At 59.4% G+C, this 23,687-nt stretch carries 24 protein-coding genes, 1 tRNA gene and 1 pseudogene; 15 read left to right on the plus strand and 11 right to left on the minus strand.

The features are described from left to right. The first annotated feature begins 64 nt into the window (after nucleotides 1–64). The gene (locus BN77_RS19095; protein ID WP_007534923.1) at nucleotides 65–1,192 is read left to right on the plus strand and encodes an ATP-dependent DNA helicase; all 1,128 of its coding nucleotides are present in this window, start codon (nucleotides 65–67) and stop codon (nucleotides 1,190–1,192) included. Between the two features lie 15 nt (nucleotides 1,193–1,207). On the opposite strand, the gene BN77_RS19100 is transcribed toward BN77_RS19095, so the two are convergent. Then, entirely contained in the window at nucleotides 1,208–1,891 is a 684-nt protein-coding gene (locus BN77_RS19100; RefSeq protein WP_007534926.1) for a MerR family transcriptional regulator, read from the minus strand. A 423-nt stretch (nucleotides 1,892–2,314) separates the two neighbouring features. On the opposite strand from BN77_RS19100, the gene BN77_RS19105 reads away from it, so the two are divergent. Then, a complete protein-coding gene (locus tag BN77_RS19105; protein ID WP_007534927.1) occupies nucleotides 2,315–3,067 on the plus strand; it encodes a pyridoxine 5'-phosphate synthase in 753 nt (250 codons plus the stop codon). A 59-nt stretch (nucleotides 3,068–3,126) separates the two neighbouring features. On the opposite strand, the gene BN77_RS19110 is transcribed toward BN77_RS19105, so the two are convergent. Then, complete coding sequence (locus tag BN77_RS19110) at nucleotides 3,127–4,014, minus strand: SDR family oxidoreductase (RefSeq protein WP_007534929.1); 888 nt, start codon at nucleotides 4,012–4,014, stop codon at nucleotides 3,127–3,129. Between the two features lie 116 nt (nucleotides 4,015–4,130). Between BN77_RS19110 and BN77_RS19115 the strand changes: the two genes are divergently transcribed. Next, a complete protein-coding gene (locus BN77_RS19115; RefSeq protein ID WP_007534930.1) occupies nucleotides 4,131–4,544 on the plus strand; it encodes a winged helix-turn-helix transcriptional regulator in 414 nt (137 codons plus the stop codon). Here the strand turns inward: BN77_RS19115 and BN77_RS19120 are convergent. From BN77_RS19120 to BN77_RS19135, 4 genes are all read right to left on the minus strand, one after another. Beyond that, nucleotides 4,530–5,759, minus strand: a complete 1,230-nt coding sequence (locus tag BN77_RS19120) for an MFS transporter (RefSeq protein WP_007534931.1) — start codon at nucleotides 5,757–5,759, stop codon at nucleotides 4,530–4,532. The two genes, BN77_RS19115 and BN77_RS19120, sit on opposite strands and share 15 nt — an antisense overlap. A 28-nt stretch (nucleotides 5,760–5,787) precedes the next feature. Continuing rightward, on the minus strand, nucleotides 5,788–6,396 hold the full coding sequence (locus tag BN77_RS19125) for a TetR/AcrR family transcriptional regulator (RefSeq protein ID WP_007534932.1): 609 nt from the start codon (nucleotides 6,394–6,396) through the stop codon (nucleotides 5,788–5,790). 60 nt (nucleotides 6,397–6,456) lie between these two features. After that, a complete protein-coding gene (locus BN77_RS19130) occupies nucleotides 6,457–7,374 on the minus strand; it encodes a bifunctional helix-turn-helix transcriptional regulator/GNAT family N-acetyltransferase (protein WP_007534933.1) in 918 nt (305 codons plus the stop codon). Between the two features lie 65 nt (nucleotides 7,375–7,439). Continuing rightward, complete coding sequence (locus BN77_RS19135; RefSeq protein ID WP_007534934.1) at nucleotides 7,440–8,159, minus strand: aspartate/glutamate racemase family protein; 720 nt, start codon at nucleotides 8,157–8,159, stop codon at nucleotides 7,440–7,442. A gap of 161 nt (nucleotides 8,160–8,320) precedes the next feature. Here BN77_RS19135 and BN77_RS19140 point away from each other — a divergent pair, with 161 nt between their 5' ends. Together BN77_RS19140 and BN77_RS19145 are read left to right on the plus strand one after the other, a co-directional pair. Further along, nucleotides 8,321–8,785, plus strand: a complete 465-nt coding sequence (locus tag BN77_RS19140) for an Lrp/AsnC family transcriptional regulator (protein WP_007534935.1) — start codon at nucleotides 8,321–8,323, stop codon at nucleotides 8,783–8,785. Between the two features lie 129 nt (nucleotides 8,786–8,914). Next, the gene (locus BN77_RS19145) at nucleotides 8,915–10,186 is read left to right on the plus strand and encodes an NAD(P)/FAD-dependent oxidoreductase (protein WP_007534936.1); all 1,272 of its coding nucleotides are present in this window, start codon (nucleotides 8,915–8,917) and stop codon (nucleotides 10,184–10,186) included. 35 nt (nucleotides 10,187–10,221) lie between these two features. Here BN77_RS19145 and BN77_RS19150 read toward each other — a convergent pair whose 3' ends face one another. After that, on the minus strand, nucleotides 10,222–11,268 hold the full coding sequence (locus BN77_RS19150; protein WP_007534937.1) for an NAD(P)-dependent alcohol dehydrogenase: 1,047 nt from the start codon (nucleotides 11,266–11,268) through the stop codon (nucleotides 10,222–10,224). A 187-nt stretch (nucleotides 11,269–11,455) separates the two neighbouring features. Here BN77_RS19150 and BN77_RS19155 point away from each other — a divergent pair, with 187 nt between their 5' ends. The 3 genes from BN77_RS19155 to ilvC all read left to right on the plus strand — a co-directional run bounded on the left by BN77_RS19155 (nucleotide 11,456) and on the right by ilvC (nucleotide 14,241). Continuing rightward, entirely contained in the window at nucleotides 11,456–12,361 is a 906-nt protein-coding gene (locus tag BN77_RS19155; protein WP_007534939.1) for an AraC family transcriptional regulator, read from the plus strand. A 162-nt stretch (nucleotides 12,362–12,523) separates the two neighbouring features. Continuing rightward, the gene (locus BN77_RS19160; protein ID WP_007534941.1) at nucleotides 12,524–13,174 is read left to right on the plus strand and encodes a TetR/AcrR family transcriptional regulator; all 651 of its coding nucleotides are present in this window, start codon (nucleotides 12,524–12,526) and stop codon (nucleotides 13,172–13,174) included. 47 nt (nucleotides 13,175–13,221) lie between these two features. Beyond that, complete coding sequence (gene ilvC / locus BN77_RS19165; RefSeq protein ID WP_007534943.1) at nucleotides 13,222–14,241, plus strand: ketol-acid reductoisomerase; 1,020 nt, start codon at nucleotides 13,222–13,224, stop codon at nucleotides 14,239–14,241. 48 nt (nucleotides 14,242–14,289) lie between these two features. Here ilvC and BN77_RS19170 read toward each other — a convergent pair whose 3' ends face one another. Both BN77_RS19170 and BN77_RS19175 read right to left on the minus strand, forming a co-directional pair. Continuing rightward, nucleotides 14,290–14,877: a class I SAM-dependent methyltransferase gene (locus tag BN77_RS19170; RefSeq protein ID WP_007534945.1), complete on the minus strand. Its 588-nt coding sequence runs from the start codon at nucleotides 14,875–14,877 to the stop codon at nucleotides 14,290–14,292. Between the two features lie 91 nt (nucleotides 14,878–14,968). Next, nucleotides 14,969–15,226 (minus strand): GlsB/YeaQ/YmgE family stress response membrane protein, encoded by a 258-nt coding sequence (locus BN77_RS19175; protein WP_007534948.1) that lies wholly within the window; start codon nucleotides 15,224–15,226, stop codon nucleotides 14,969–14,971. Nucleotides 15,227–15,377: 151 nt separating this feature from the next. Here BN77_RS19175 and BN77_RS19180 point away from each other — a divergent pair, with 151 nt between their 5' ends. Further along, a complete protein-coding gene (locus BN77_RS19180; protein WP_007534950.1) occupies nucleotides 15,378–15,839 on the plus strand; it encodes a YidB family protein in 462 nt (153 codons plus the stop codon). 227 nt (nucleotides 15,840–16,066) lie between these two features. Here BN77_RS19180 and BN77_RS19185 read toward each other — a convergent pair whose 3' ends face one another. Continuing rightward, complete coding sequence (locus BN77_RS19185; protein WP_007534952.1) at nucleotides 16,067–17,167, minus strand: branched-chain amino acid aminotransferase; 1,101 nt, start codon at nucleotides 17,165–17,167, stop codon at nucleotides 16,067–16,069. A 222-nt stretch (nucleotides 17,168–17,389) separates the two neighbouring features. Here BN77_RS19185 and BN77_RS19190 point away from each other — a divergent pair, with 222 nt between their 5' ends. Further along, nucleotides 17,390–18,610, plus strand: a complete 1,221-nt coding sequence (locus BN77_RS19190) for an aminotransferase-like domain-containing protein (protein ID WP_007534954.1) — start codon at nucleotides 17,390–17,392, stop codon at nucleotides 18,608–18,610. A 25-nt stretch (nucleotides 18,611–18,635) separates the two neighbouring features. Here BN77_RS19190 and BN77_RS19195 read toward each other — a convergent pair whose 3' ends face one another. Next, a complete protein-coding gene (locus BN77_RS19195) occupies nucleotides 18,636–19,694 on the minus strand; it encodes an aldo/keto reductase (RefSeq protein ID WP_007534957.1) in 1,059 nt (352 codons plus the stop codon). A 210-nt stretch (nucleotides 19,695–19,904) separates the two neighbouring features. Here BN77_RS19195 and BN77_RS19200 point away from each other — a divergent pair. The 5 genes and pseudogenes from BN77_RS19200 to BN77_RS19220 form a co-directional block, all read left to right on the plus strand. Further along, nucleotides 19,905–20,562 (plus strand): annotated as a pseudogene (locus tag BN77_RS19200) (ATP-binding cassette domain-containing protein); the annotation flags it as partial. A 68-nt stretch (nucleotides 20,563–20,630) separates the two neighbouring features. Next, nucleotides 20,631–21,740 (plus strand): endonuclease/exonuclease/phosphatase family protein, encoded by a 1,110-nt coding sequence (locus BN77_RS19205; RefSeq protein WP_007534963.1) that lies wholly within the window; start codon nucleotides 20,631–20,633, stop codon nucleotides 21,738–21,740. Beyond that, nucleotides 21,737–22,483 (plus strand): NUDIX hydrolase, encoded by a 747-nt coding sequence (locus tag BN77_RS19210; RefSeq protein ID WP_007534965.1) that lies wholly within the window; start codon nucleotides 21,737–21,739, stop codon nucleotides 22,481–22,483. Before BN77_RS19205 ends, BN77_RS19210 begins: the two co-directional genes overlap by 4 nt. Nucleotides 22,484–22,548: 65 nt before the next feature. After that, nucleotides 22,549–23,460, plus strand: coding sequence for a PhzF family phenazine biosynthesis protein (locus BN77_RS19215; RefSeq protein ID WP_007534967.1), 912 nt, complete (start codon nucleotides 22,549–22,551; stop codon nucleotides 23,458–23,460). A gap of 124 nt (nucleotides 23,461–23,584) precedes the next feature. Beyond that, nucleotides 23,585–23,660 (plus strand) — tRNA-Lys (locus tag BN77_RS19220). Nucleotides 23,661–23,687: the final 27 nt, after the last annotated feature.

The following is a 23,687-nucleotide window of genomic DNA, read 5'->3' on the forward strand; positions in this document are numbered from 1 at the left end:
ATCCCAGTTTGGTCGGATTTTCCGGGTTGCCTATGTCCGGCGAATCCTGCCAAGTCGATCCACGATGCAATTTGCTCCGCAACAAGATGAAGCCCTCAAGGCTGTTTCCAAATGGCTGAAGGAAGGGCGGTCGCCGCTTTTCCGTCTGTTCGGCTATGCCGGTACGGGCAAGACGACGCTTGCGCGCCACTTCGCCGAACATGTCGATGGGGAGGTGCTGTTTGCCGCCTTTACTGGAAAGGCTGCTCAAGTGCTGCGCTCGCGCGGCGCCGGCAACGCCAAGACGATCCACTCGCTGATCTATCGTCCGCGCGGCGAGGAGGCTGTCGAGGACGAGGAGACGGGCAAGACGTCCATCGCTCCGATGTTCACGATCAACCGTCAAAGCCCCGTTGCGAAGGCGGCGCTGATCATCGTCGACGAATGCTCGATGGTGGACGAAGCGCTTGGCAAGGACCTGATGAGCTTTGGCACGCCGATCCTTGTCCTGGGGGATCCCGGCCAGTTGCCGCCTGTCTCGGGCGGCGGTTATTTTACCAATCAGGAGCCGGATTATCTCTTAACGGACATCCACCGACAGGCACGAGACAATCCGATTATCAAGCTCGCCATGCAGGTTCGCGAAGGCAACGAGATCATGTACGGCGACTACGGCGCCGCGCAGGTGATTTCGAAGAACGAAGTGAACCAGTCGCTGGTCCTTAATGCCGATCAGGTGCTCGTCGGAACGAACCGAACGCGGCGTCGATACAATCAGCGCCTTCGCGAGTTGAAGGGTTTTACGGCCGAGTACCCGCAGACGGGCGACAAGCTGGTCTGCTTGCGCAACGATCCCGCAAAGGGCCTGCTCAATGGCTCGCTCTGGCAGGTGATGACGTCCTCCAGGGAGACGACGAAGCCCGGCATCAACCTGTTGATCCGGCCAGAAGACGACGACATGGATCGTGGCGCAGCGAAGATCAAACTGCTGAAGCAGGCCTTCGAGGACGCCGAAGGCGAGATCCCCTGGAACACGCGCAAGCGTTACGACGAATTCGACTACGGCTATGCGCTGACGGTCCACAAAGCGCAGGGTTCGCAGTGGAACAAGGTCGTGCTGTTCGATGAAAGCTGGGCGTTCCGCGATACGCGCGAGCGCTGGCTCTACACCGCGATCACGCGCGCAGCAGAAACCTTGACGATCGTACGCTAGGCGATTTGCGCGGCATCAGACTTGGACGACCCCCAGCATGACCGCTTTGGCTATCGCTTGGAAGCGATGGTTGGCGTTTAATTTCTGGATGATGCCCGCTTCCAGTGATTGTGCAGCGTCATCTCGAAGATCGAGAGTGCGCGCAATCCGCTGCGTCGAAAGGCCGGCCGCCATCAACGCCAAGCACCGCAGTTCCTGATCCGTCAGAGCCGAGTCGCTTTGATTGTCGTTCAGTGGATCTTCGGCCGCCTCGCGATCGAGCAGGTCGTTTACCTGCTGCACCTGCCGGTGCAATGTCGACATTTCCGCGCTGAGCTCGCGTTTGCGGGTCATCAGTGCGTCACGAAACAAAGCCTCAGCGGCCTCCTGCGAGTCGGCCTCTGTAAGGTCGGTCATCAGGTCCTGGATCACAGCAACCGCCATACCGGCCTCGCGGCAAGCATTGATGACGGCCATGCGCATGACGTCGCCGGGCTCATAGACGCGCATCAGGCCGATTCGGCTGGCTGAGATCAGCCCTTTCTCCTCATAGAAATGCAGGGTTCGATGGGTGACACCGAAGGCATTGGCCATATCGGCGATCGGCACTTTTCCGCGGGGCAAATCGGCGGGGAGGACTGCTGAGGGGAGGAAACGATGACGCGGCCGTGTTGGTGCCGCTATGTCTGTCGCGAACCCGTGCTTATAACCTTCTGCCATGGTCCCTCCCATTGTGCTCATTATGCGTCTGCAAATTGCAAAAGGGTGCGGTCGAGCGGGTTCCCCCTCATTGTCCGTGTTCAGGCATCGAAGCAACTGACGGTGTTCTCTTCGATATCGTAGGCTTACGTTACTCGTGATCGGCGTAATTTGTTAGTATCAAAATTAGTGACTTTTAATTTGCAGGGCAACTCGGCGGGAAAGCTGCCTCAGGTGACGGCGATTATGATGAGAAATCAGCACTGGAGAAACGCTTGATCGTTTAAAGCGTGAAGAATGAACCCGATGTACTTCGGGCGCCGCCGCGGCGGGTGAGGCACTCGCGTTATCACAGATTCACATGCATTGATGTACGAATCTCGTTGGCCCGTGCCGACTCATTGGCTTAGAAACGATCATCTTTTGCTTCAGTGGAATCCTGTCATGCCGACCACGCTTTCCGTCAATCTCAATGCCATCGCGATGCTGCGCAACCGCCGTGACCTTCCGTGGCCGAGTGTTGCGGGGCTCGGGTGGATCGCCCTGCAATCCGGCGCGAGCGGATTGACTGTTCATCCACGGCCCGACCAAAGACACATCCGTTTCTCGGACTTGCCCGTCATCCGAAACCTGATTGACGACGAATTCCCGCACGCCGAATTCAATATCGAGGGCTACCCGACCGATGAGTTTCTGGACCTGTGCGCTGGCGTGGCACCCGAACAGGTCACGCTGGTTCCGGACGATCCCTCGCAATCGACTTCGGATCATGGCTGGGACTTCCGCAAGCACAGTGACTTCCTGGCAGACGTCATTGCGCGGCTGAAGAAGCAGGGAACGCGTGTATCGCTTTTTGCCGACGGCGACGGCGATGCCGAGGCTGTCGCGATCGCCAAGGCGATCGGCGCAGACCGGATCGAGCTTTATACAGGACCCTATGGTGGGTGCCATGACGCGCCCGAAAGGGCAGAGCCAATCCTGGAGGCACTTGGCAAAACGGCGGATGCGGCGCTGGCGATCGGCCTGGGCGTCAATGCGGGGCACGATCTGACGGTGGCTAATTTGCCGCCGCTCATAAATCGCATTCCGAAGCTCGCCGAGGTGTCCATTGGACACGGATTGACAGCGGATGCGCTGGAATTCGGGATGGCGGAAACGGTACGACGGTTCTGCCGGGCGTGCGGCCAAGATATCTAAGGCCGCCAAATAGCTGGAGGCCCGCTCCGGTGGTGCGAAGCGGACTCCCCTCTACCGGTTCAAGCGACGAGCGCGCTCTTGTGCGCGAGGAAGAAATCCTTCAGCGTTTCAGGCTTCCTGCCGGTCAGCTTCTCATAATCGGCTGTCACCAGATTAAAGTTGCCGGCGCGGATGTTAGCGTCGGCAGAAACCAGCATATCTGCGACGAAGCCAGGGAGGCCGGCGCCGCGCATGCCTTGGCCAAGCTGTTCATCGGTAACATTGACGACCTGCAATGGTTTACCGACCGCAGCCGTCAGGACCGCGGCGATCTGGCTGGCACTCAGGGATTCGGCTCCGGTCAGCGTGTAGGTTGCGCTTTCTTTGGTATCGGAAGCAATCGCCGCCGCGATCGCTCGCGCGCAGTCTTCCCGGGAGATATTCGCAACCTTGCCTTCGCCGCTGCCCGTGTACCAGCTCCCGGATTGGAGATTATGCGGCATGCCGTGGAGATAGTTGTCCATGTACCAGGCATTGCGAATGATGGTGTAGGCAATGCCCGTCGTCTTGATGGCATTCTCGGTGCCGAGGTGATCCGGTGCGAAGGTCACGAGCGACTTGTCCGGCGATGGCATCGATGTATAGGCGATGTGCTTGACGCCCGCCTTGACGGCAGCATTCACTGCCGCCGTATGCTGCTTGAGCCTCTGACCGGGCACGGCGAGCGCGTCGGTGCTGATGATCAGCAACCGATCGACACCTTTGAAGGCCGCTTCGAGCGAGGCAGCGTCATCGAAATCGGCCTTGCGGGTGGCGACACCGCTAGCGGCGAGGTCTGCAAGTTTGGCGGGATCGCGCGTCGCGGCGATGATCTTTGCAGCTGGAACCTTTTCGGTCCCGAGCAGGTGATGAATGACCCGCTGGCCGAGCTGGCCGGCCGCGCCGGTGATGAGAATGGTCTCGCTCATGTCTTTCCTCTGGTTCGTGACGGTCTCAAAAAGAGACTAACTATAGATTAGGAATTGACTGCGAGCTGTAAAGAAGGCAGTTTTTGCGCTCTACGTTACCAAAAGGGAACCAAGGGATGAGTGGCGCCGTCGTCAACCTTAAGAAGGCCTCGAGCGTTCGTCGTGACGTCGATCTCAGCAGCCTTGATTTCAACAATTGCCCGGTGCGGGACATGATGCAGCAGATTGGCGGCAAATGGTCGACGCTGATGCTCGAGGCACTGTCCAAGCGACCGTACCGGTTCGGTGAATTGCGCCGGATGATCCCCGACATCTCGCAGCGCATGCTGACGCAGACGCTGCGGGATCTGCAGCGCGACGGCTATATCGAGCGGGAGGTTTTTCCGACCAAGCCGCCGAGCGTCGAGTACCGCATGACGGATCTCGGCCACTCCCTCTACGGCACTCTGGCCTTGCTGCTGAACTGGGCGGAAGAGAACCATGATTTGGTTCGCGCCGCCCGACTCAGGTTCGATTCAGCCGGCGTCTGAGATTGGCTGCTGGCCGCGGGCTTCCGTCAAGAAAAGAAGGAACGCGAGGGCCGGGAAACAGAAACCGATCCAAGCGGTCATCGCCCAACCGCCGGTCGCATATGCCCAGCCGCCCACCGCCGATCCGATCGCCCCGCCGGTAAAGAACGTCGCCATGTAGAGGCCGTTCAGGCGGCCACGATGCTCGGCGCTGATCGCGTATATGGCGCGCTGACCGCAGACCAGATTGGTGGTCACGCCGAAGTCAAGCAGGATCGCTGCTACCGTCAGCAATGAGAGGGCTGTAAGCGAGCCGTCCGTAGCCAATTGGCTGATCAGGAAGGCCGACATTCCAAGCAGCATCGCGAAGGTGGAGGCAGCTTTCGTCAACCCGCGGTCGGCGAGGCGTCCGGCGATCGGCGACGCGATGGCGCCCGCTGCGCCGGCCAGTGCGAACAGGGCGATGCCGTTCTGTGTCAACCCAAATTCAGGGCCTGCGAGCAATAGGGGCGTTGTGGTCCAGAACAGGCTGAACGCGGCAAACATACCGGCCTGGTAGAGTGCTCTGCGCTGGAGAACACGCGAATGGAGAGCAAGCTCTGCCATCGAGGCAAGCAGCTTGCTATAACTAAGCCTCGTATGGGGAACCCGGACCGGCAGGTTGGCTCTCAAGATGACGACGAGCGCGATCATCAGAGCAGCAGTCAGGACGTAGACCATGTGCCAGGACGTCGCCTCGGCAACGAAGCTGGCGAATGGCCGCGCCAGCATGATGCCACAGAGCAGCCCGCTCATGACATTGCCGACGACACGGCCACGCGTAGCGTCCGGCGCCATGTGGGCAGCAAAGGGAACGAGGACCTGGACGGCAACCGAGGAAAGGCCGATGCACAGCGAGGCCAGAAGAAACATCGTTGGCGTCGACGAAAGGCCGGCGCTGACCAAAGCGACAGCTGAGATGGCGATGAGTGTCAGCACAAGTCGGCGATTTTCAAGAAGGTCGCCGAGCGGAACGATCAACAACAGGCCAAGACCGTAGCCGATCTGCGTCAGGGTGACGATCATGCCGGTTGCCGCCGGCGTGAAGCCTAGGGATGCGCTGATCGGGCCTGCAAGCGGCTGGCCGTAATAGAGATTGGCCGCGACCAGGCCACAGGTGGCAGCGAAAAGAAATGTCATCAACGGCGAGATCGTTTGTGGCGCGACGGTTTCCCGCGTCGTGGTCGAAAGGCTCATAGTAGGCTCCGGTGGTACTATCGGATGATTAAAGAACTTTCATTGCAGTCTCGGCCACAGCGACCATGTCTTCCTCGCTTCGTCCCGTTTTGCCCACCACGCGCATTCCCTTGGTGACGCAAAGGAGCGTACGGGCGGTGGCCGCGACATCGATCTCGGCTGCAATTGAGCCGTCGCTTTGGCCGAGGCGCAGGAGCTCGGCAATCAGGTTCTCGTTGGCCATAAAGGCCGCCGCGACACGTTCGGCTGCCTCCTGGTCGAAGAGTGCAAGGTCGTTCGCGCTGCTGACGACGAGGCAGCCGCAACGGCCGGAGGCACCATGTGACGAGAGCGCATAGTGGGCCAGGACCTCACGAATTTTCTCGCGGCCGGTTGCAACCCTCGCCATGCGGGCGTGCAGGAGGTCACGACGCACGGCGCGATATCGGTCGAAGGCTGCGAGGAATATGCCGCGCTTGTCCTTGAAAGCCTTGTAGACGCTGCCCGAGGCAAGGCCCATGGCCTCGGTCAGTTCGCTGATCGACGCGGCGTGATAGCCACGCTCGGAAAAGACCTGGAGTGCCTTGTCGAGTGCTACGTCGCGATCGAACGCGCGCGGTCTGCCGCGTTGCCGGGTCGAAATGGTCGCCGTTGTCATGGCGACTAATTAGGAAATGATCGTTTCCAAATCAAGCGAAACTTTTTCGATGCAGCAGATTCAGAGATCAAGAACCCAGGTTTGCCCGTTTTCCTCCGGCCCGAACATCTGGTGTCGCTCTTCGGAGACAACGCGGAAACCAGCCTTTACATAAATGCCGCGCGCCGCGTGCAGGACGTCATTCGTCCAAAGCGTTATCTGTCGATACTGCCTTGCCTTGGCAAAACGGATGCATTCGTTGACCAGCATTTTGCCGAGGCCAAGACCGCGCGCCGCTTTGTCGACATAGAGCAGGCGGAGCTTCGCAACACCGTCGCCACCATTGGTGAGAAGGATCGAGCCAATGTTGATGCCGCCACGCTCGGCGATCCAGCAATACTCCATCGATGGATCGAAGTTGGCCAGGAACTTGCCCGCTACCTCAGCAACAAGGCCCTCGAAGCGCATGTCCCAGCCGTATTCCTCGGTATAGGCCTTGCCCTGGCTCTGGACGATCCACCCGATATCGCCGGGGCGATGGGCGCGTATAACCAGCGGAGGAGGCGCGGCCTCGGGGTCCAGCAGCGCCCGAATGGCGGCCATTGCCGACACCACGCTTTCGGGCTCGCCGTCGACGAGGGTGTCGAAACGTTCCGCTATCTGGGCATTGGCGCGCCGGCCAAGTTCCTCGAATTGGCTTTGTCCCTTGGTGGTGACCGTGATGATTTGACTGCGCAGATCGCCGGGATCGGCCTTCGTCTCGATCAGGTCGTCTGCGCGAAAACGTTTCAGGATTCTGCTGAGATAGGCAGGGTCGAGCTGCAGGTCGCGCGCAAGTGCGCCAGCGCTGACGCCCTTGCGGGAGCAGATTTCGAAGAGGACGCGCGCGTCGGTCAGCGTGAACTCGGTATCGAGATAGGCCCGGTTAAGGACCCCAAGAAAGTTCGTGTAGAAACGATTGAACTCGCGGGCAGTGTCAATCAAGCCAGGGTCGGACATGGACAAAATCTCCTGATAGAAGATTTTGTCCTGCTTTTATTTGACTGAGTCAACTAATTTATTGCTCAGGCGGCGACGATCTCTTCGACTTCCTCATCACTCAGTGCGAACTCGACCGCCGCTCTCGCGTGGATCTCAGTCGTGTCGAAGCCGGGTAGGGGCAAATTCTTGGGGTCGAGAATCAGGCAGATTTCCGTGCAGCCGAGAATGATGCTGTCGGCGCCCTTGACGCGCTCGCGCTCGATAATCTGCATGAGCTTGTCACGCGAGCTATTGAGCACTTTGCCGGCGCACAGCTCGTTGAAGATGATGTCGTGTACGACAGTTCGGTCGTCGGCCTCAGGAACAATAATGTCGATTCCGAAGCTTTTCATTCGGCTAGCATAGAAGCCGTGCTCCATCGTGTATCGCGTGGCAAGCAACAGGGGTCGTTTGCGGCCGGAGGCCTTCAGCGATTTCGCGGTCTCGTCGATAATGTGGACCAGCGGCACGGAGATGCGCGCGGCCACCTGGTCGGCAATGAGATGCATCGTGTTGGTGCAGATGAGCACGCAACGCGCGCCAGCGATCTGCAGGCGCAGAGCTACGTCGCCGAGCCGGTTTGCGGCAGCACCCCAGTCCCCCGCCTTCTGCATAGCGACAATCTCGTCGAAATTGACCGAGTGCATCAGCAAGTCCGCCGACGCCAGGCCGCCGAGGCGCTCGCGCACCATCTCGTTGACCATGCGATAATAGACCGCCGAGCTTTCGAAGCTCATCCCGCCAATCAATCCGATTGTCTGCATTATTTTCATGCTCCCGTCTGGAATTTCCTATTGCCGAGATCATGCATTGATCATCGCGCAAATGGCTTGCATTCTTTGTACGAAACGCTTTTATGGCGCTGTATTTTTGCGCAAACAGTCGATAATATGCAAAAATCCATCCAGTGATCAGTGAGGAACCAATGCTCGACGATCGCGATCGACGACTCCTGGAATTGTTGCAGGCCGATGCGGGCATTTCGGTGACGGAGCTTTCCGAAAAGGTCGCGCTATCGGTCTCTGCCTGTTCTCGCCGCATTCAGCGGCTCGAGGAAACTGGCCATATCGTACGGCGTATCGTGGTGCTTGATCGAGAGAAGATGGGAGTGCCGACGACGGTATTTGCGCTGATCAAGACTGCGCACCACACGGACGAATGGATTGACGCGTTTCGACGGGTGATCGCCAGCATTCCGGAGATCGTGGAAGCGCACCGGCTTACCGGGAATCATGACTACATTCTGAAAATCGTGCTCCCGCGCGTCGAGCACTATGATGTGATCTACAAGCAGATCGTCCGCAAGATCGAACTCTTCGACGTGTCCGCCTCGATATCGATGGAATTGTTGAAAAGCGGGACCTCGATACCTGTTGCCTATGCACATTGAGCGACCTCAACGTCGATCCGGACACGCATGACAACCGCCTGAAGCAGGCGAGCTATGCTGCAATGGCGGTTGAAAGCTGCCTGCAATCAACGACATTGGCCACAGCGAAATGCCACGGAGAGGCAGGTCATGAGCGAACACCATGTTGTCGTTGTTGGCGGCGGTTTCGGCGGATTGCAGTTAGTCAACGCTCTGAAGGGAGCGGGCGCCCGCATCACCCTGATCGATCGGCGCAATCATCATCTCTTCCAACCGCTGCTCTATCAGGTGGCGACGACAATTCTTTCCACCTCGGAAATCGCCTGGCCCATCCGACACCTCTATAGCGACCGCCCTGATGTGACAACGCTGCTTGGCGAGGTGGTTGGTATTGATACCGCCGCGAAAGCGGTTTCTTTACGGAGCGGCATGACGTTGCGTTATGACACGCTCGTTCTCGCCACGGGGGCAACGCATGCCTATTTCGGTCGTGACGAGTGGGAACCGGTCGCACCCGGGTTGAAGACACTGGAGGATGCAACGACAATCCGCAGGCGTCTGTTGCTGGCTTTCGAGAGGGCCGAGACGGAAACCGATGCCGCTATCCGCGACGCTCTCCTGACCTTCACGATCGTGGGAGCCGGTCCGACCGGTGTCGAGCTCGCCGGAATTATTGCCGAACTGGCGCGCAAGACCCTGCCGCGCGAATTCCGCAACATCGATACGCGCAAGACACGGGTCGTGCTCGTCGAGGCGGGACCGCGCGTGCTGCCGACCTTTGCCGAGGAGCTTTCCGCCTATGCCAGCCAGGCGCTTCAGGAGCTCGGCGTCGAGCTGCATATCGGCGAGCGCGTCGTGGAGTGCACGACAGAAGGCGTCGAGACGAGCCAAGGGTTTATCCCGAGCCATACGATTGTCTGGGCTGCCGGTGTTCAGGCGTCGCCCGCAGCCAAGTGGCTCGACGTTGCGGCTGATAGGGCCGGGCGCGTTGTCGTCGAGAAAGATTTGACGGCGCCGGGGTATCCGGATGTTTTTGTCGTCGGGGATACGGCTGCGGTCATGCAGACAGGAGGAGCTCCGGTACCGGGGATTGCGCCGGCTGCCAAACAACAGGGCGCCTATGCTGCGAAGGTGATCCGGGCACGTCTTGCGGGCGATCCTGCGCCGCCACCGTTTTGCTATCGCCATCAGGGCAGCCTTGCGACGATCGGCCAAAGTGCTGCCATCATCGATTTTGGCCGCATCAAGCTGAAAGGCTGGATCGCCTGGTGGATATGGGGCATTGCCCACATCTACTTCCTGATCGGAACAAGGTCGCGTTTTGCGGTGGCTTGGAGCTGGCTTTGGATCTATCTCAGCGGCCAGCACAGTGCACGGCTGATCACTCAGAAGGAAACGATGCGCGACGAAAATCACAGATAGTAAAAAGGGCGGCTCGAAGCCGCCCTTTGCTTTGGTTACGCCGCCAGAGAGGCGATATCTATGACGAAGCGGTAGCGCACGTCGCTCTTCAGAACGCGTTCGTAGGCCTCGTTGACCTCGTGGATGCTGATCTTCTCGATCTCGGACACGATGTTGTGTTCGCCGCAGAAATCCAGCATTTCCTGGGTTTCCTTGATCGATCCGATCATTGAGCCGGAGATGCTCTTGCGACCGGGGATCAGCGAGAATGCATGGACAGGAATCGGGTTTTCCGGCGCGCCGACAACGACGAAGGCGCCGTCGACCCTAACCAGGCCAAGATAGGCATTCCAGTCGATTTCAGCGCTGACCGTGCAAATCACCAGATCGAAAGTGCCGGCGAGTTTCTTGAAGGTTTCCTCGTCGCTGGTTGCATAATACTCCTTGGCGCCGAGTTTCAGGCCGTCTTCCTTCTTGGAAAGGCTCTGTGAGAGGACGGTGATGTCAGCACCCATGGCCGCGCCGAGCTTGACGCCCATGTGGCCGAGGCCACCCATGCCGACGATCGCGACCTTCTTGCCAGGGCCGGCATTCCAGTGGCGAAGCGGCGAGTAGAGCGTGATGCCGGCACACAGCAGCGGGGCGGAAGCGTCGAGCGGAAGATTGTCCGGAATGGACATCACGTAGCCTTCCTTGACGACGATCGAGTCGGAATAGCCACCCTGGGTGGCCGTCTTGCCGTCGGCTTCCACACTGTTGTAGGTGCCGACGAGACCGGGCATGTATTGTTCGCGGTCGACGTCCCGGGTCGCGCAGCCGACGCAGCTGTCGACGAAGCAGCCGACACCGACACGGTCGCCCACCTTGAACTTGGTGACGGCAGAGCCGACAGCCGAGACGATACCGGCGATCTCGTGACCCGGCACGATCGGATAGACGGCATTCTTCCATTCGTTGCGGACGGTATGGATGTCCGAATGGCAAATACCGGCGAATTTGATGTCGATCACAACGTCATCTGGATTTGGGTCGCGTCGCTCGAAGGTGAAGGGCGTAAGAGGTTTCGACGCATCAGTAGCAGCATAGCCTTTAGCAATAGGCATCCGAGACTTCCTTTCGGGTTGCTGGGAGGATGGCCGAAGATGCATCGAAACGTCTTTGGTGCGGTAGAGCGATCCTCCGAGCTTTTTGCATGATCCTGCAAAATTGAGGGGAATGGCTATTCTCGGGCGCGCGAACCTATCCTAGATAGTGCGCATCCCCGCTGCTGCCGATAAAGGGCTTCCTCGCATGACCTTGCCGTTCAACCCCTATCAGGAAATCGCTTCGATTGCGGCCCGACATGCCGGCGAAGAGGGCGAATTCCGCACTGCTATCGAGAGTTTGGGGATCAGCCGCCGACAGACGCCGAGCGCGCCTTGCCACGGCAGCTATCGGCCTTGCATTGCCCTTGTTATCCAAGGTGCCAAGAGCCTCCGGCTCGGGACAGACGTCATCAATTACGGTGCCGGCGACTACCTTCTGACGTCGCTCGATCTACCGGTCATCTGGCGGGTGGTCGAGGCAAGCGCGGAGGTCCCGCATTTCTGTCTGACGCTTGCGATCAACAGCGAAAAGGTCCTTGAATTGCTGAGCCGGACCGATATGCCGCGGCAAGCTGTGTCGGGGAGGGGCCGCGGGATTGCAGTCAATGTCGCGACACCGGAGCTTCTGGACGCGACCGTGCGGCTCTTGCGCTTGCTCGATAGTCCGAAGGATATCGCAGCAATGGCGCCGCTAATTGAACAGGAGATCCTCTACCGTGTCCTCACCGGCCCCGATGGCGGCCGGCTGATCAGCATCGCGGTCGCTGACAGTCACGGCAATCGCATCGCTCGGGCCATTGCCTGGCTGCGGCAGAATTTCGCGCGCCCGTTGCGCATCGAGGATCTCGCCGAGCAGGTCAATATGAGCGTGTCTTCCTTCCATCATCATTTCAAGTCGATCACAGCGATGACGCCGGTGCAGTATCAAAAGCAGTTGCGCCTGCACGAGGCACGTCGTCTGATGCTCGTCGAGCGTCTTGATGCGGGCACGGCCGGGCATCGGGTCGGCTATCAAAGTCCTTCGCAGTTCAGTCGCGAATACAGTCGGGTCTACGGTCTGTCGCCCGTGCGAGACGTCGAGGCGGCGCGCGAACCCCTTGATGGTGGGTGAGGCACCGATCGGCGTTGGTAAGTTAGATCAGCGCAGAAGCTGCGTTGAGATTCGGCACTGCGTTGCAGCATGAAATTTTCGCATCGTGCCGCTTGACGCGCACAATGGTTTGCAGCATAAAGCCGCGAACCGTACCGTACGGTACTTGTCGGGAGTGAGGCCGTGTCCGTCGATAATTTGGAGCCCAGCGAGTTTTCGCCGCGCCAGAACGCCGTTCTGGAGCAAGCGTTGCAGCTGCTCGTCGATGGTGGCGAAAAAGCATTGACGACATCGGGCGTTGCCCGCGCCGCGAATTGCTCCAAGGAAAGCCTCTACAAGTGGTTCGGTGACCGCGATGGGCTGCTGTCGGCGATGATCGCCTACCAGGCGAGCAAGGTACGAACATTCGAGCGAAATGGCGAGCGGCTGACGTCGGCGAGCCTCCACGACCATCTCGTCGTCTTCTCGAAGGATCTTTTGGAGGTTCTCGCCGGCGACGTCTCACTGGCGCTCAACCGACTTGCCATTGGGCAGTCACACCGCGATGGCTCCAAGCTCGGCAAGCTGCTTCTGGAGCGGGGGCGCCGCCAGATCGACCGCCGCGCCATGGGGCTTATCGATTCGGGCAAGCGTGCCGGGCTGCTGCGCTTCCATAACGCCGACGAGGCGTACCATACGCTCTACGGCCTGATCGTTTCCGATCTGCATGTTCGCATGCTGCTTGGCGAGCCGGGCCTCAAGGATACCGCGCGCCAGGCGGAGAGGGCAGTTTGCGCCTTCCTGCGCCTCTATGGCACGGAAAAAGTTTTGGCGGAGATGCCGCTGGTCGGCTGATCCCACACTTACACAGTCACAGGACAAGCAAAGGGAAGGAAAGTACAATGCGCGTCTATTACGATCGTGATGCCGATATCAACCTCATCAAGTCGAAGAACGTCGTCATCGTCGGCTACGGCTCCCAGGGCCGTGCGCACGCGCTGAACCTGAAGGATAGCGGTGCCGCCAACGTCGTCATCGCGCTCAAGGCTGGTTCGGCGACCATCAAGAAGGCAGAAGCTGACGGCTTCAAGGTCATGACCGTTGCTGACGCCGCCAAGTGGGGCGACCTGATCATGATGGCGACCCCGGACGAACTGCAGGCCGACATCTACAAGGCTGACATCGCCGGCAACATCCGTGATGGCGCTGCAATCGCCTTTGCACACGGCCTCAACGTTCACTTCGGCCTCATCGAGCCGAAGGCGTCGCTCGATGTCGTCATGATCGCGCCGAAGGGTCCGGGCCACACGGTTCGCGGCGAATACCAAAAGGGCGGCGGCGTCCCCTGCCTGGTCGCCGTTCACCAGAACGCTTCGGGCAATGCCCTTGAACTCGCTTTGTCCTACGCCTGCGGCGTGGGCGGTGGTCGTTCGGGCATCATCGAGACCAACTTCCGCGAAGAGTGCGAAACCGACCTCTTCGGCGAACAGGTCGTTCTCTGCGGCGGTCTGGTCGAGCTCATCCGCGCCGGTTTCGAAACGCTGGTCGAAGCAGGCTATGCGCCTGAAATGGCCTACTTCGAGTGCCTGCACGAAGTGAAGCTGATTGTCGACCTGATCTATGAAGGCGGCATCGCAAACATGAACTACTCGATCTCCAATACGGCCGAGTGGGGCGAATACGTCACCGGCCCGCGCATCATCACCGCTGAAACTAAGGCTGAAATGAAGCGCGTCCTGCACGACATCCAGACCGGCAAGTTCACGTCCGACTGGATGCAGGAGTACAAGGCAGGCGGTTCGCGCTTCAAGGGGATCCGCCGCATGAACGACAGCCACCAGATCGAAGAAGTCGGCGCGAAGCTTCGCGGCATGATGCCTTGGATCGGCAAGAACAAGCTGGTCGACAAGTCTGTCAACTAAGCGGTTTCAAACTGCTTGTTCACGAGGGCCGGAGCGACGCTCCGGCCTTTATTTTTGTGTTCGCACCGCCAGCCACCGCGCAGGCTTGCCATCGTAGCCGGTCCCATCGCCTTCGCTGATGACAATGTTGTGCCAGCCGCCGTTGCTCAGCATTTCCGAGAGCAGTTCGGCCGATGGATAGTTGTAGTAACGACCGAAACCGTCGTGCCCCTCGGCCTCGCCCGCCTTGAAGGTGGCGTGAAAGGTACCGCCGGGTCGCAGTGCCATGCGGATCCGTTCCAACACCTCAGGAAGGTTTGCCCGGGGAACATGCAACAGGCTGGCCTCGGCCCAGACGCCGTCGAAAACTTCGTCCTCGTCCAAATCCTCGAAGCGAAGCACTGTGACGGGACGTCCAAGAAAGGCTTCGGCCTGCTTTGCGATCGCCGGCGATCCGTCGATCGGCGTAACATCGAAGCCCTTTGACAGCATGTAGGCGCTGTCTTGTCCGCCGCCACAGCCAAGATCCAGAATGGCTGCACCTGGCGGCAGCATCAACAGGAAAGCGTCCAGCCGTCGGACCGGCAGCGTGCGTTGGCGCGAGGCATAGGTGGCCGCGTTGTCGTCGTAGAATGAAGATGTATGCTCGTCTGCCATGATCGTTCGCCCGATGACCCAAGGCCGGAGTTACACGCGACAAAGTCGCCGCCATTGAGGCGGCGCTCATTCCATCGACTAAAATCGCGAACTAGATGGAGCGGCGCCCGCTGATGGCGTGGTAGAGCCAGAGGACGACGACGGCACCGATGACGGCAACGACGAGGCTGTAGATATTGAAGCCCGTTATGCCTGATGCGCCGAAGAAGCTGAAGATGACGCCACCGACGATCGCTCCGACGATGCCGAGGACGATGTCCATCAGCATGCCCGCGCCCGACTTGTTGACGATCTTGCTGCCGATGAAGCCTGCGATCAGTCCAAGGATAATCCAACCGATTACTGACATCTGCCATTCCCCTCCTTGATTGGTTGAATATTCAGACCATCTTCCCGTTAAGCTAAATAGCTCGCCGGGGAATTCAAGGTTCGCGAGAGCCTTATGCTTTCATTCTACAGTTGTTGTTCTGTAAAATGAAGAAACCGAAAAGGAGGATGGCATGGGTATCTTTGATGACGCCGTTCCGGGCGGAAATATATCGAAGCCGATCATGATTGCACTTGGCGCGCTATTGGTGGGTAAGCTTCTCGGTGGCGGAGGCAGCCAGACCGATCCAACTACCCAGCAAGCCAATCCCCAGGCCAGTCCACAGAGCGCTGACGGCGGGTTTCTCGGCGGTCTTGGCGGTCTCGGAGGCCTTCTTGGCAAGCTTACGGAAGCCGGGCAGGGCGATGTGGTTGATTCCTGGGTCCAGCCCGGGCAGAACAAGCCAATTGCGCCCGGCAGCCTCAATGACGCGCTCGGGTCCAAGACGATTAGCGATCTCGCACGTCAGGCCGGAATAAGTGAGCAGGAGCTGCTGAACCAATTGTCGACCGTTCTGCCAGGAGTGGTCGACAAGCTGACGCCGCGAGGTCACCTGCCAACACAGGAACAGATCGCGGCCCTGTTCCATTCCTGAGAGTGGGACGATTGAGGCTCCAGCTCAAAAAAAGACGTTCCCCGCTTTAGGCCGTAAGCGGGAAACGACGGTTTTCTCGTGCCGCCCTCATTGAGTTGGCGAACGGCTGAAGGATGGCGTCACTCGGCGCAAGCCATGACTTTTCCTTCGGCCCGACCGAAAAAACCGGGCGTCGACGGGTTTCGAAATCTCTGACCTACTGGCCAAATAACTCGCGTGCCGGTGCCTCAGGCAAGGATGCGGCGCGTCCAGCCGCGCTCATCGTTGGTTACGCCCTTCTGCAAGCCGACGAGTTCTTGACGCAACTCGCTGGTCAACTTGCCGGTTTGCCCGTCTCCGATCAGGAATTCGCCGCCGGCGTGTCGCACCAGGCCGATGCCCGCAAGAACTGCTGCGGTGCCGCAAGCGAAGGCTTCCACGAGCTTGCCACTGGCGGCATCGTTCTGCCATTCCTCAAATGAGTAGGGACGCTGCTCGACGCGCAAGCCCTTTTCCTCGGCGAGAACGATCACGGAGGCGCGGGTGATGCCCGGCAGGATCGTGCCGCCGAGAGGCGGGGTTACTACAGATCCGTCGTTCATCACGAAGAATACGTTCATGCCGCCGAGTTCCTCGACCCAGCGATGTTCCGCTGCATCAAGGAACACGACCTGGTCGCAGTCCTTCTTCGCCGCCTCGGCTTGAGCCACGAGGCTAGCCGCGTAGTTTCCGCCGCATTTGGCAGCACCGGTGCCCCCGGCTGCTGCTCTGGTGTATTCAGTCTCAACCCACAGGGAGACCGCCTTGGCTCCGCCTTTGAAATATGCGCCCACCGGGGAGGCAATGACACAGAAGATGTACTCCTGGGCAGGGCGGACGCCTAGGAAGGCCTCGTTGGCGAACATGAATGGGCGCAGATAGAGGCTGCCGTCACCTGATGGAATCCATGCCTTGTCGACACGGACGAGCTCTTCGACCGCCTTGAGGAAAAGCTCTGTCGGAACGGGAGGCATTGCCATCCTGGCCGCTGACTGCGCAAAACGGCGAGCGTTCTCTTCAGGCCGGAAGAGCAAAATGCGACCATCGTCTGCCTTGTAGGCCTTCATGCCTTCGAAGATTTCCTGAGCATAGTGCAGCACCGCGCTAGCAGGATCGAGTTCCAAGGGCCGCCTCGGCGTTACCTTCGCATCGTGCCAGCCCTTGTCGGGGGTCCATCGAGCCAGAACCATATGATCGGTGAAGACCTTTCCAAAGCCGGGTGACTCCAGGGCCCGAATTCGGTTGGCGTCCGAGACCGGCGACGTGTGGAATTCGATCTTGATTTCAGGAGTGTTCGACGACGCGGGCATTTGCTGGCACCTTCATAGGCTATTGGATAACGGGGGCGACACTACTGCCACGGAGTAGGTCTTGAAAAGATCGATTCTGGCCGGTTCTGGCTTCTGACCACAGAAGTGACCTTCGCTTCCCCAAATTGTCACGGTAGCAAACAAATAGGTCAGCAATGTTGACTTATTATTTGTTGCGTGGTTCTCTCATCTCAATACAAAAAAATTATCGAGGAAATACCCATGTTGAATTGGGAAAGCATGTTCGCGACGCGTTCTTCCCGCATGCGCGCATCCGAGATTCGCGAGCTTCTGAAGCTTCTTGACCGCCCCGACATCATTTCTTTTGCGGGGGGAATTCCGGATCCGGCACTTTTCCCGGACCAGGAATTCAAGGCGGCTTATGCGGATATCTTCAACAGTTCTGCCGTGAACTCGGCGCTGCAGTATTCGGTCAGCGAAGGCTACAGGCCGCTTCGTGAATGGCTGGTCAAGCAAATGGCCGCGCTCAACATTGCGTGTGAGCTCGAGAACGTCTTCATCGTGTCCGGTTCGCAGCAGGGCTTGGATTATCTCGGCAAGCTTTTTCTCTCGCCTAATGATACGGCACTTGTCACCTGGCCGACCTATCTCGGTGCGCTCCAGGCCTTCAACGCCTACGAGCCGAACTACGACCAGGTGACGCCGAACGGCAACCGTACGCCGGGGTCCTATAAGGCGCAGGCCTCGGCTGCGGGCGGCAAGGTGAAGTTCGCCTATCTCTCGGCCGACTTTGCCAACCCAACAGGAGAGACAGTTGATCAGGCGGGCCGAGAAAAGGTCCTTGCCCTGGCAGAAGAGCTCGATATCGCGGTCATTGAAGACGCGGCGTATCAGTCACTGCGGTATGACGGAACCCCGATCGCGCCGATCCTTGCGACCGAAATTGCGAAGAAGGGCCACATCAACGATACCCGCACAATATATTGCGGCAGCTTCTCGAAGACGCTGGCTCCAGGTCTTCGCGTCGGCTTCATCGTTGCCAATGCTCCGGTCATCCGCAAACTGGTGCTGATGAAGCAGGCGGCAGACCTGCACTCCTCGACGATCAATCAGATGGCGATCGCCCATGTCGCCGAACGCGGTTTCGATGCGCAGGTCGCCAAGATCAAGTCGGTTTATAGCCACCGCCGCAATCTCATGCTGGCAGCGCTTGAGACGTACATGCCTGCCGGCACGAGCTGGACAAAGCCGGAGGGCGGCATGTTCATCTGGGTGACACTGCCGAAGGGCATGGATGGTGCCGCGCTTTTAGCCAAGTCATTGGAAACGGCAAGGGTGGCTTTCGTTCCCGGCAAGGCATTCTTCGCCGACGGTTCCGGCGAAAATACGTTCCGCGTCAGCTTCTCCTGCGCCAACGATCGGATGATCGAGGAGGGGATCGGGCGCCTCGGTGCGCTGATCGCCAGTGAAATCGGCGGCTGATCGGCCGCCGACCTTTCAGGCCCGACTATCGATTAAGGTGTGGGCCAAGCAATTCAAGGTCGGCCTCACTCAGCCGATCGCTTGCCGTGTTCAACTGGTGCCAATAGGGATAAAGCACTGGCGGCAGACTGACTGCGTCCAGGCGCTTGCGCTCGTCGTCGGTCAGCTTCAGGTCGGCGGCTGCCAGGTTGTCCTTGAACTGGGCTTCTGTGCGACCGCCGATGATCACTGACGTGACCGCCTTTCGGCCAATCAACCAGGCGAGCGCCACCTGGGCTGCTGACACCCCACGCCCGTCGGCGATCGCCACCAGCGTTTCCACGATATTCCAGAGGCGGTTTTCGTCGCGGATCGGCGGCTCGGTCCAGCCGGCGAATTGCCGCGAGCCTTCCGGTGCCGCCTGGTTGCGGCGATGCTTGCCGGAAAGCAGGCCAGCCGCAAGCGGGCTCCAGACGAGCACGCCGAGCCCTTGGTCGATGCTGATCGGGAGCAGCTCATATTCCGCGTCGCGCGCTTCGAGCGTGTAGTGGATCTGCTGGCTGACAAACCGCTCGCGCCCTTCCCTCTCGCTGACGCCGAGCGCCTTCATGATATGCCAGCCCGAGAAATTCGAGCAGCCGACATAGCGGACCTTGCCCTGGCGGACGAGCGTGTCGAGTGCTTCCATGGTTTCTTCGAGAGGCGTCTGTCCATCCCATTCGTGAAGCTGGTAAAGGTCAATGACGTCAGTCTTCATGCGCCGGAGGCTCGCCTCGCAGGCGCTGATGAGATGATAGCGCGACAAGCCGGTATCGTTCGGGCCGTCTCCCATGCGAAAGCGCGCCTTGGTCGCGATCAGTACGCCGTTATTGCGCGGTCCGCCGATGATCTCGCCGAGGATCTCCTCGCAAACGCCCTGCGAGTAGACGTCAGCGGTGTCGATCAGATTGACACCGGCGTCGAGACACAGGTCGACAAGCCTGCGCGCTTCGGTGACGCCGAGATCGCCAACCATCTTCGCCCAGCCTTGGCCGCCGAACGTCATCGTTCCCATCGTTACGGTCGAAATCTTGAGGCCGGAACGGCCGAGAAGTCGGTATTCCATTTGCGTCCTCCTCCAAAATGCTTGAATCAAAACGTGCGCTAGAAGATAGGGGCGGGGAAGGTGGGTCAAGGGGCAGGGTTGCACGCCAGCGTCGCGAAGTCGGCTGTCGCAATCATGTTATCCGCAATGGCTAAGGAACGGCTCTCCCTCGTCGAGGATCCACCATGAAGACGATCGTTTCCGCCGCGGCGTTGCTCGCAGCGAGCTTAGGCCCTGGCGAGCGTGAGGCTCGCCGATCTCGCCGCGGCGTCCTGCCTATCTCTCCGGTGGCCAGCGCCAGCGCTGGGTATTGGCGCGCTGCCCCGTCTCATCGCCTGACGTCGTGCTGCTCGATGAGCCGGTCGCCAACTCGACCGGTACTTGAAACAGGAGATGGAGGAAACGTTTCTCGAATTCCACCAGCGCTCCTTAGCGACGATGGTTGTCACACACTGTCAGAACAAGGCGATGGCCCTTGCGACCGACGTTGCCTCCGAAAGTCGCTTTCTGCAGGCTGCGCCGCCGGCGGAGATCCACGGCCCGGCCACAGGGGCGGCAGGTTGGCGAGCTGATCGGTCGCCGCACTGTTCTCATGCTGCCATCTCCAGTTGGTGATATCAGGCTTCTCGACTGGAGTGTCCTGGAGCCCCTCTTCTCTCACACGGCGTGCCACCAGCCGAAAAGTGGACGTGCTGGTGCGCCAGGAAGACGTCATGATCGCTTGTGCGGGCGTTCGGGCACGCGTCGGGTCCATCCTCTACGAAGGCGAACGCTACGCCGTGAGATTACTGCCGGGCTACGGCCAGGTGCCTGCGGGCTTCCAATCGGGAGCACCTTGCGGGCTGGCGAAAACGTGCGGGTCATTGCGCGCGCCGCTTGGCGTCCCTGATCGCGAAACGTCTTTCCGAAGTGGGACTTAGCCACTACTAATGGCATAACGCCAATTGGAAATGCTCGATGTCGCTGCGCATTGCTACCTTCAACGTCGAAAATCTCATGACGCGTTTCGACTTTACCGGCTTCCGCAACCAACTGCGCCAAGACCGGGTGATCAAACTTTTCGAAGTGCGCAGCGAAGGCGTCTACCAGCAACTCGAGCAGGCGCGGGTGATCGCTTCCACCGATGATACCCGACAGATGACGGCTCTGGCGATTGCCGACGCCGATGCCGACATTCTTTGCCTGCAGGAAGTCGATAACATGGAAGCGCTGCAAGCCTTCGAATACGGTTATCTCTTCAGGATGGTCGGTAATGGCTACCGGCAAAAGTATCTTGTCGAGGGCAACGACAGCCGGGGGATCGACGTTGCCGTCCTGATGCGGGAAGAGACACGAGATGGGCAGAAGATCGAGCTCAAGCAGATCAGGAGCCATGCGATGCTCACCTATCGCGATCTCGGGCTCTTCAACGACCAACTGGCGTTGACCAACCGCATCGACGACAAGATCTTCAAGCGGGACTGCCTGGAACTCGAGCTCGAGATCAGTGGCGTCCCGCTGTCGCTCTACGTCGTCCATTTCAAATCCATGGACGGGCCGCGCACGAATGGCGGCGACAGCAGGCTGGGCACAATGCCCGTGCGGCGGGCCGAGGCGCTGGCGGTACGCCGCATCATCGAAGACCGCTTCAGCGGTCACACAGATGACAAGCGGTTCGTTATATGCGGAGACATGAACGACTATCAGGAGCGCGTCGACGTCATTGGCCGCCGCCGCACTGGGTACCGTTTCGAACACCAGGACGAGAATATCAGTGCACTTGACGTCTTCAGCCACGATGGCTTTGCCGAGAACGTCGTCCGCCGCCGCGATCCACTCGATCGCTGGACGCTCTACCATGCTCGTGGCCCCGAAGAGCAATGGCTGTGTCAGCTCGACTATATCTGGCTTTCGGCTGCTCTCGCCAGAACGAATAGCGCTCGCCTGCCCGAGATCGTTCGAAATGGACAGCCTTACCGCACAGTCTTCCCACCCGGCCAGGAGGTCGAGCGTTACCCCCGCACGGGCTGGGATCGACCGAAGGCTTCCGATCATTGCCCCGTTGTCATAACCTTGGATTTGATATGACTCTTTATTTTTCAGAGGATTTTGCCGGTTGGCCGCCGGAGCAGACGGTGTTTCCGATTGCTGGGCTGGATCTTCGCGTCCTCGCCGGAGACCATCCCTTCTATGTCGCCGAGCGTGAAGCGATCCGCAAGAACTGGGAGAAGGAAACGACGGCAAACCCGGCGTTGTTTGATGGCAGGATTGTTTTTCAGAAGCGACTGGCTCTGACGGATAGCGGTTTGGTTGGCGAGGGCCACCTCATACCATTTTCGACATTCATGTGGTGGCGACGGCAGGTGAATAGGCACGGGGGCATCCATCTGTTTGCCTATCCCGTCCTTGAAAGCTCCGACGGTGCGCTTGTCGCTATCCGCATGGGAAGACACACAGCCAATCCCGGCCAGGTATATTTCGCCGCCGGCTCGCTTGAACCTCAGGACATCTCCAATGGGCGTTGCGACGTTGAAGGCAATATGCGTCGTGAAGTGATGGAAGAAACAGGCCTGGACCTCAACGAGGCCAAGATCGGTCATTGCTACTATGCGAGCCATGCCCGACGCACGGTGACAGTGCTGCGGCTCTTCCGGTTCGATCTGACCGCGGAACGAATGATTGAGAAGATCCATGCACACATGCTGGTTGCCGACGACAAGGAGATTGCCGGGGCAGTTGCGATCCGGTCGGCGGATCCGGAAGCGCAGCCCTACAATATCGCGATGCTCCCCGTTATCGATTGGTATTTTGGAGAAAGGCGCGGTGCTTAACGCCTTGCACTCGCTCGCCCGGTCGGGCAGGTTGGCGAAACGAGGACCGAGACCAGGAGGCCGATGTGGCGCGAAGCTACAGCGTCTACGACGTGTTCACCGAGCGTAAGCTCGCCGGAAATCCGCTTGCCGTCATCTTCGATGGTGACGACCTTGACGATGACGCGATGCAGGCAATCGCAAAGGAAACGAACCTTTCCGAAACAGTCTTCGTCCAGCCCGCGGACAATCCGGCCTATACCGCGCGGATTCGGATCTTCACACCCGGTCGCGAATTACCTTTTGCGGGACACCCGACGGTCGGCACCGCGATAGCTCTCGCCGAGCAGGCGCACGGTAAATCGACCATCGATCTCGTCTCGGTCCTTGAGGAAAATGTCGGGCCAGTGCGTTGCGCGGTCCGACTGCGGGAAGGAGAGGCGAGTTTCGCCGAATTCGATCTGCCTCGGAAATCACAGCAAATCACCATGCCGCTCGACAAACTTGGGATTGCCAATGCGTTGTCGCTGAAGGCGACGGAAATTGGTTTTGAGAACCACGTGCCCTCGCTCTGGAGTGCAGGAGTGCCCTTCCTCATGGTTCCCGTCCACGACGTCGGCGCGACGCAGCGAATGGATTTCGACCCGCAACTTTGGGAAGCGATGGTCCCCTTCGTCGACGGCGCCCTTGCCTCGGCCTACATCTACTGTCGGGGCGGTATGAACCATGTGGCGAAGTTCCACGCCCGAATGTTTGCGAGCGGCATGGGGATCGTGGAGGACCCGGCTACAGGGGCGGCAGCGGCTGCGCTATCTGGCGCCATTCATCACTTTGATCGCCTGACCGACGGACACCATGGGGTGATGATCGAGCAGGGCGTGGAAATGGGTCGACCATCATTGATCCACCTGCACATGGATATTGAAGGCGGAGCGATCTCGAACGCCCGGATTGGCGGGCAGGCGGTGCGTATCGCAAGCGGAACGCTGGACCTTTGATTTCATTGCATTTCAGCCATGCGCAAAAATCTTCGTCTTTAACCAAAGAATTTTCGAACAGGCGCTAGACAAGCCGAACGATCCTGTTTATACGCCCCCTCACACCGCGCAACACGGCGGTTACGGGTGATTAGCTCAGTTGGTAGAGCAGCTGACTCTTAATCAGCGGGTCGTAGGTTCGAGCCCTACATCACCCACCATTTTCAAGCACTTAGCGGCAATTCCGC

It is taken from the genome of Rhizobium mesoamericanum STM3625, assembly GCF_000312665.1.
GTDB classification, from domain to species: Bacteria; Pseudomonadota; Alphaproteobacteria; order Rhizobiales; family Rhizobiaceae; genus Rhizobium; species Rhizobium mesoamericanum.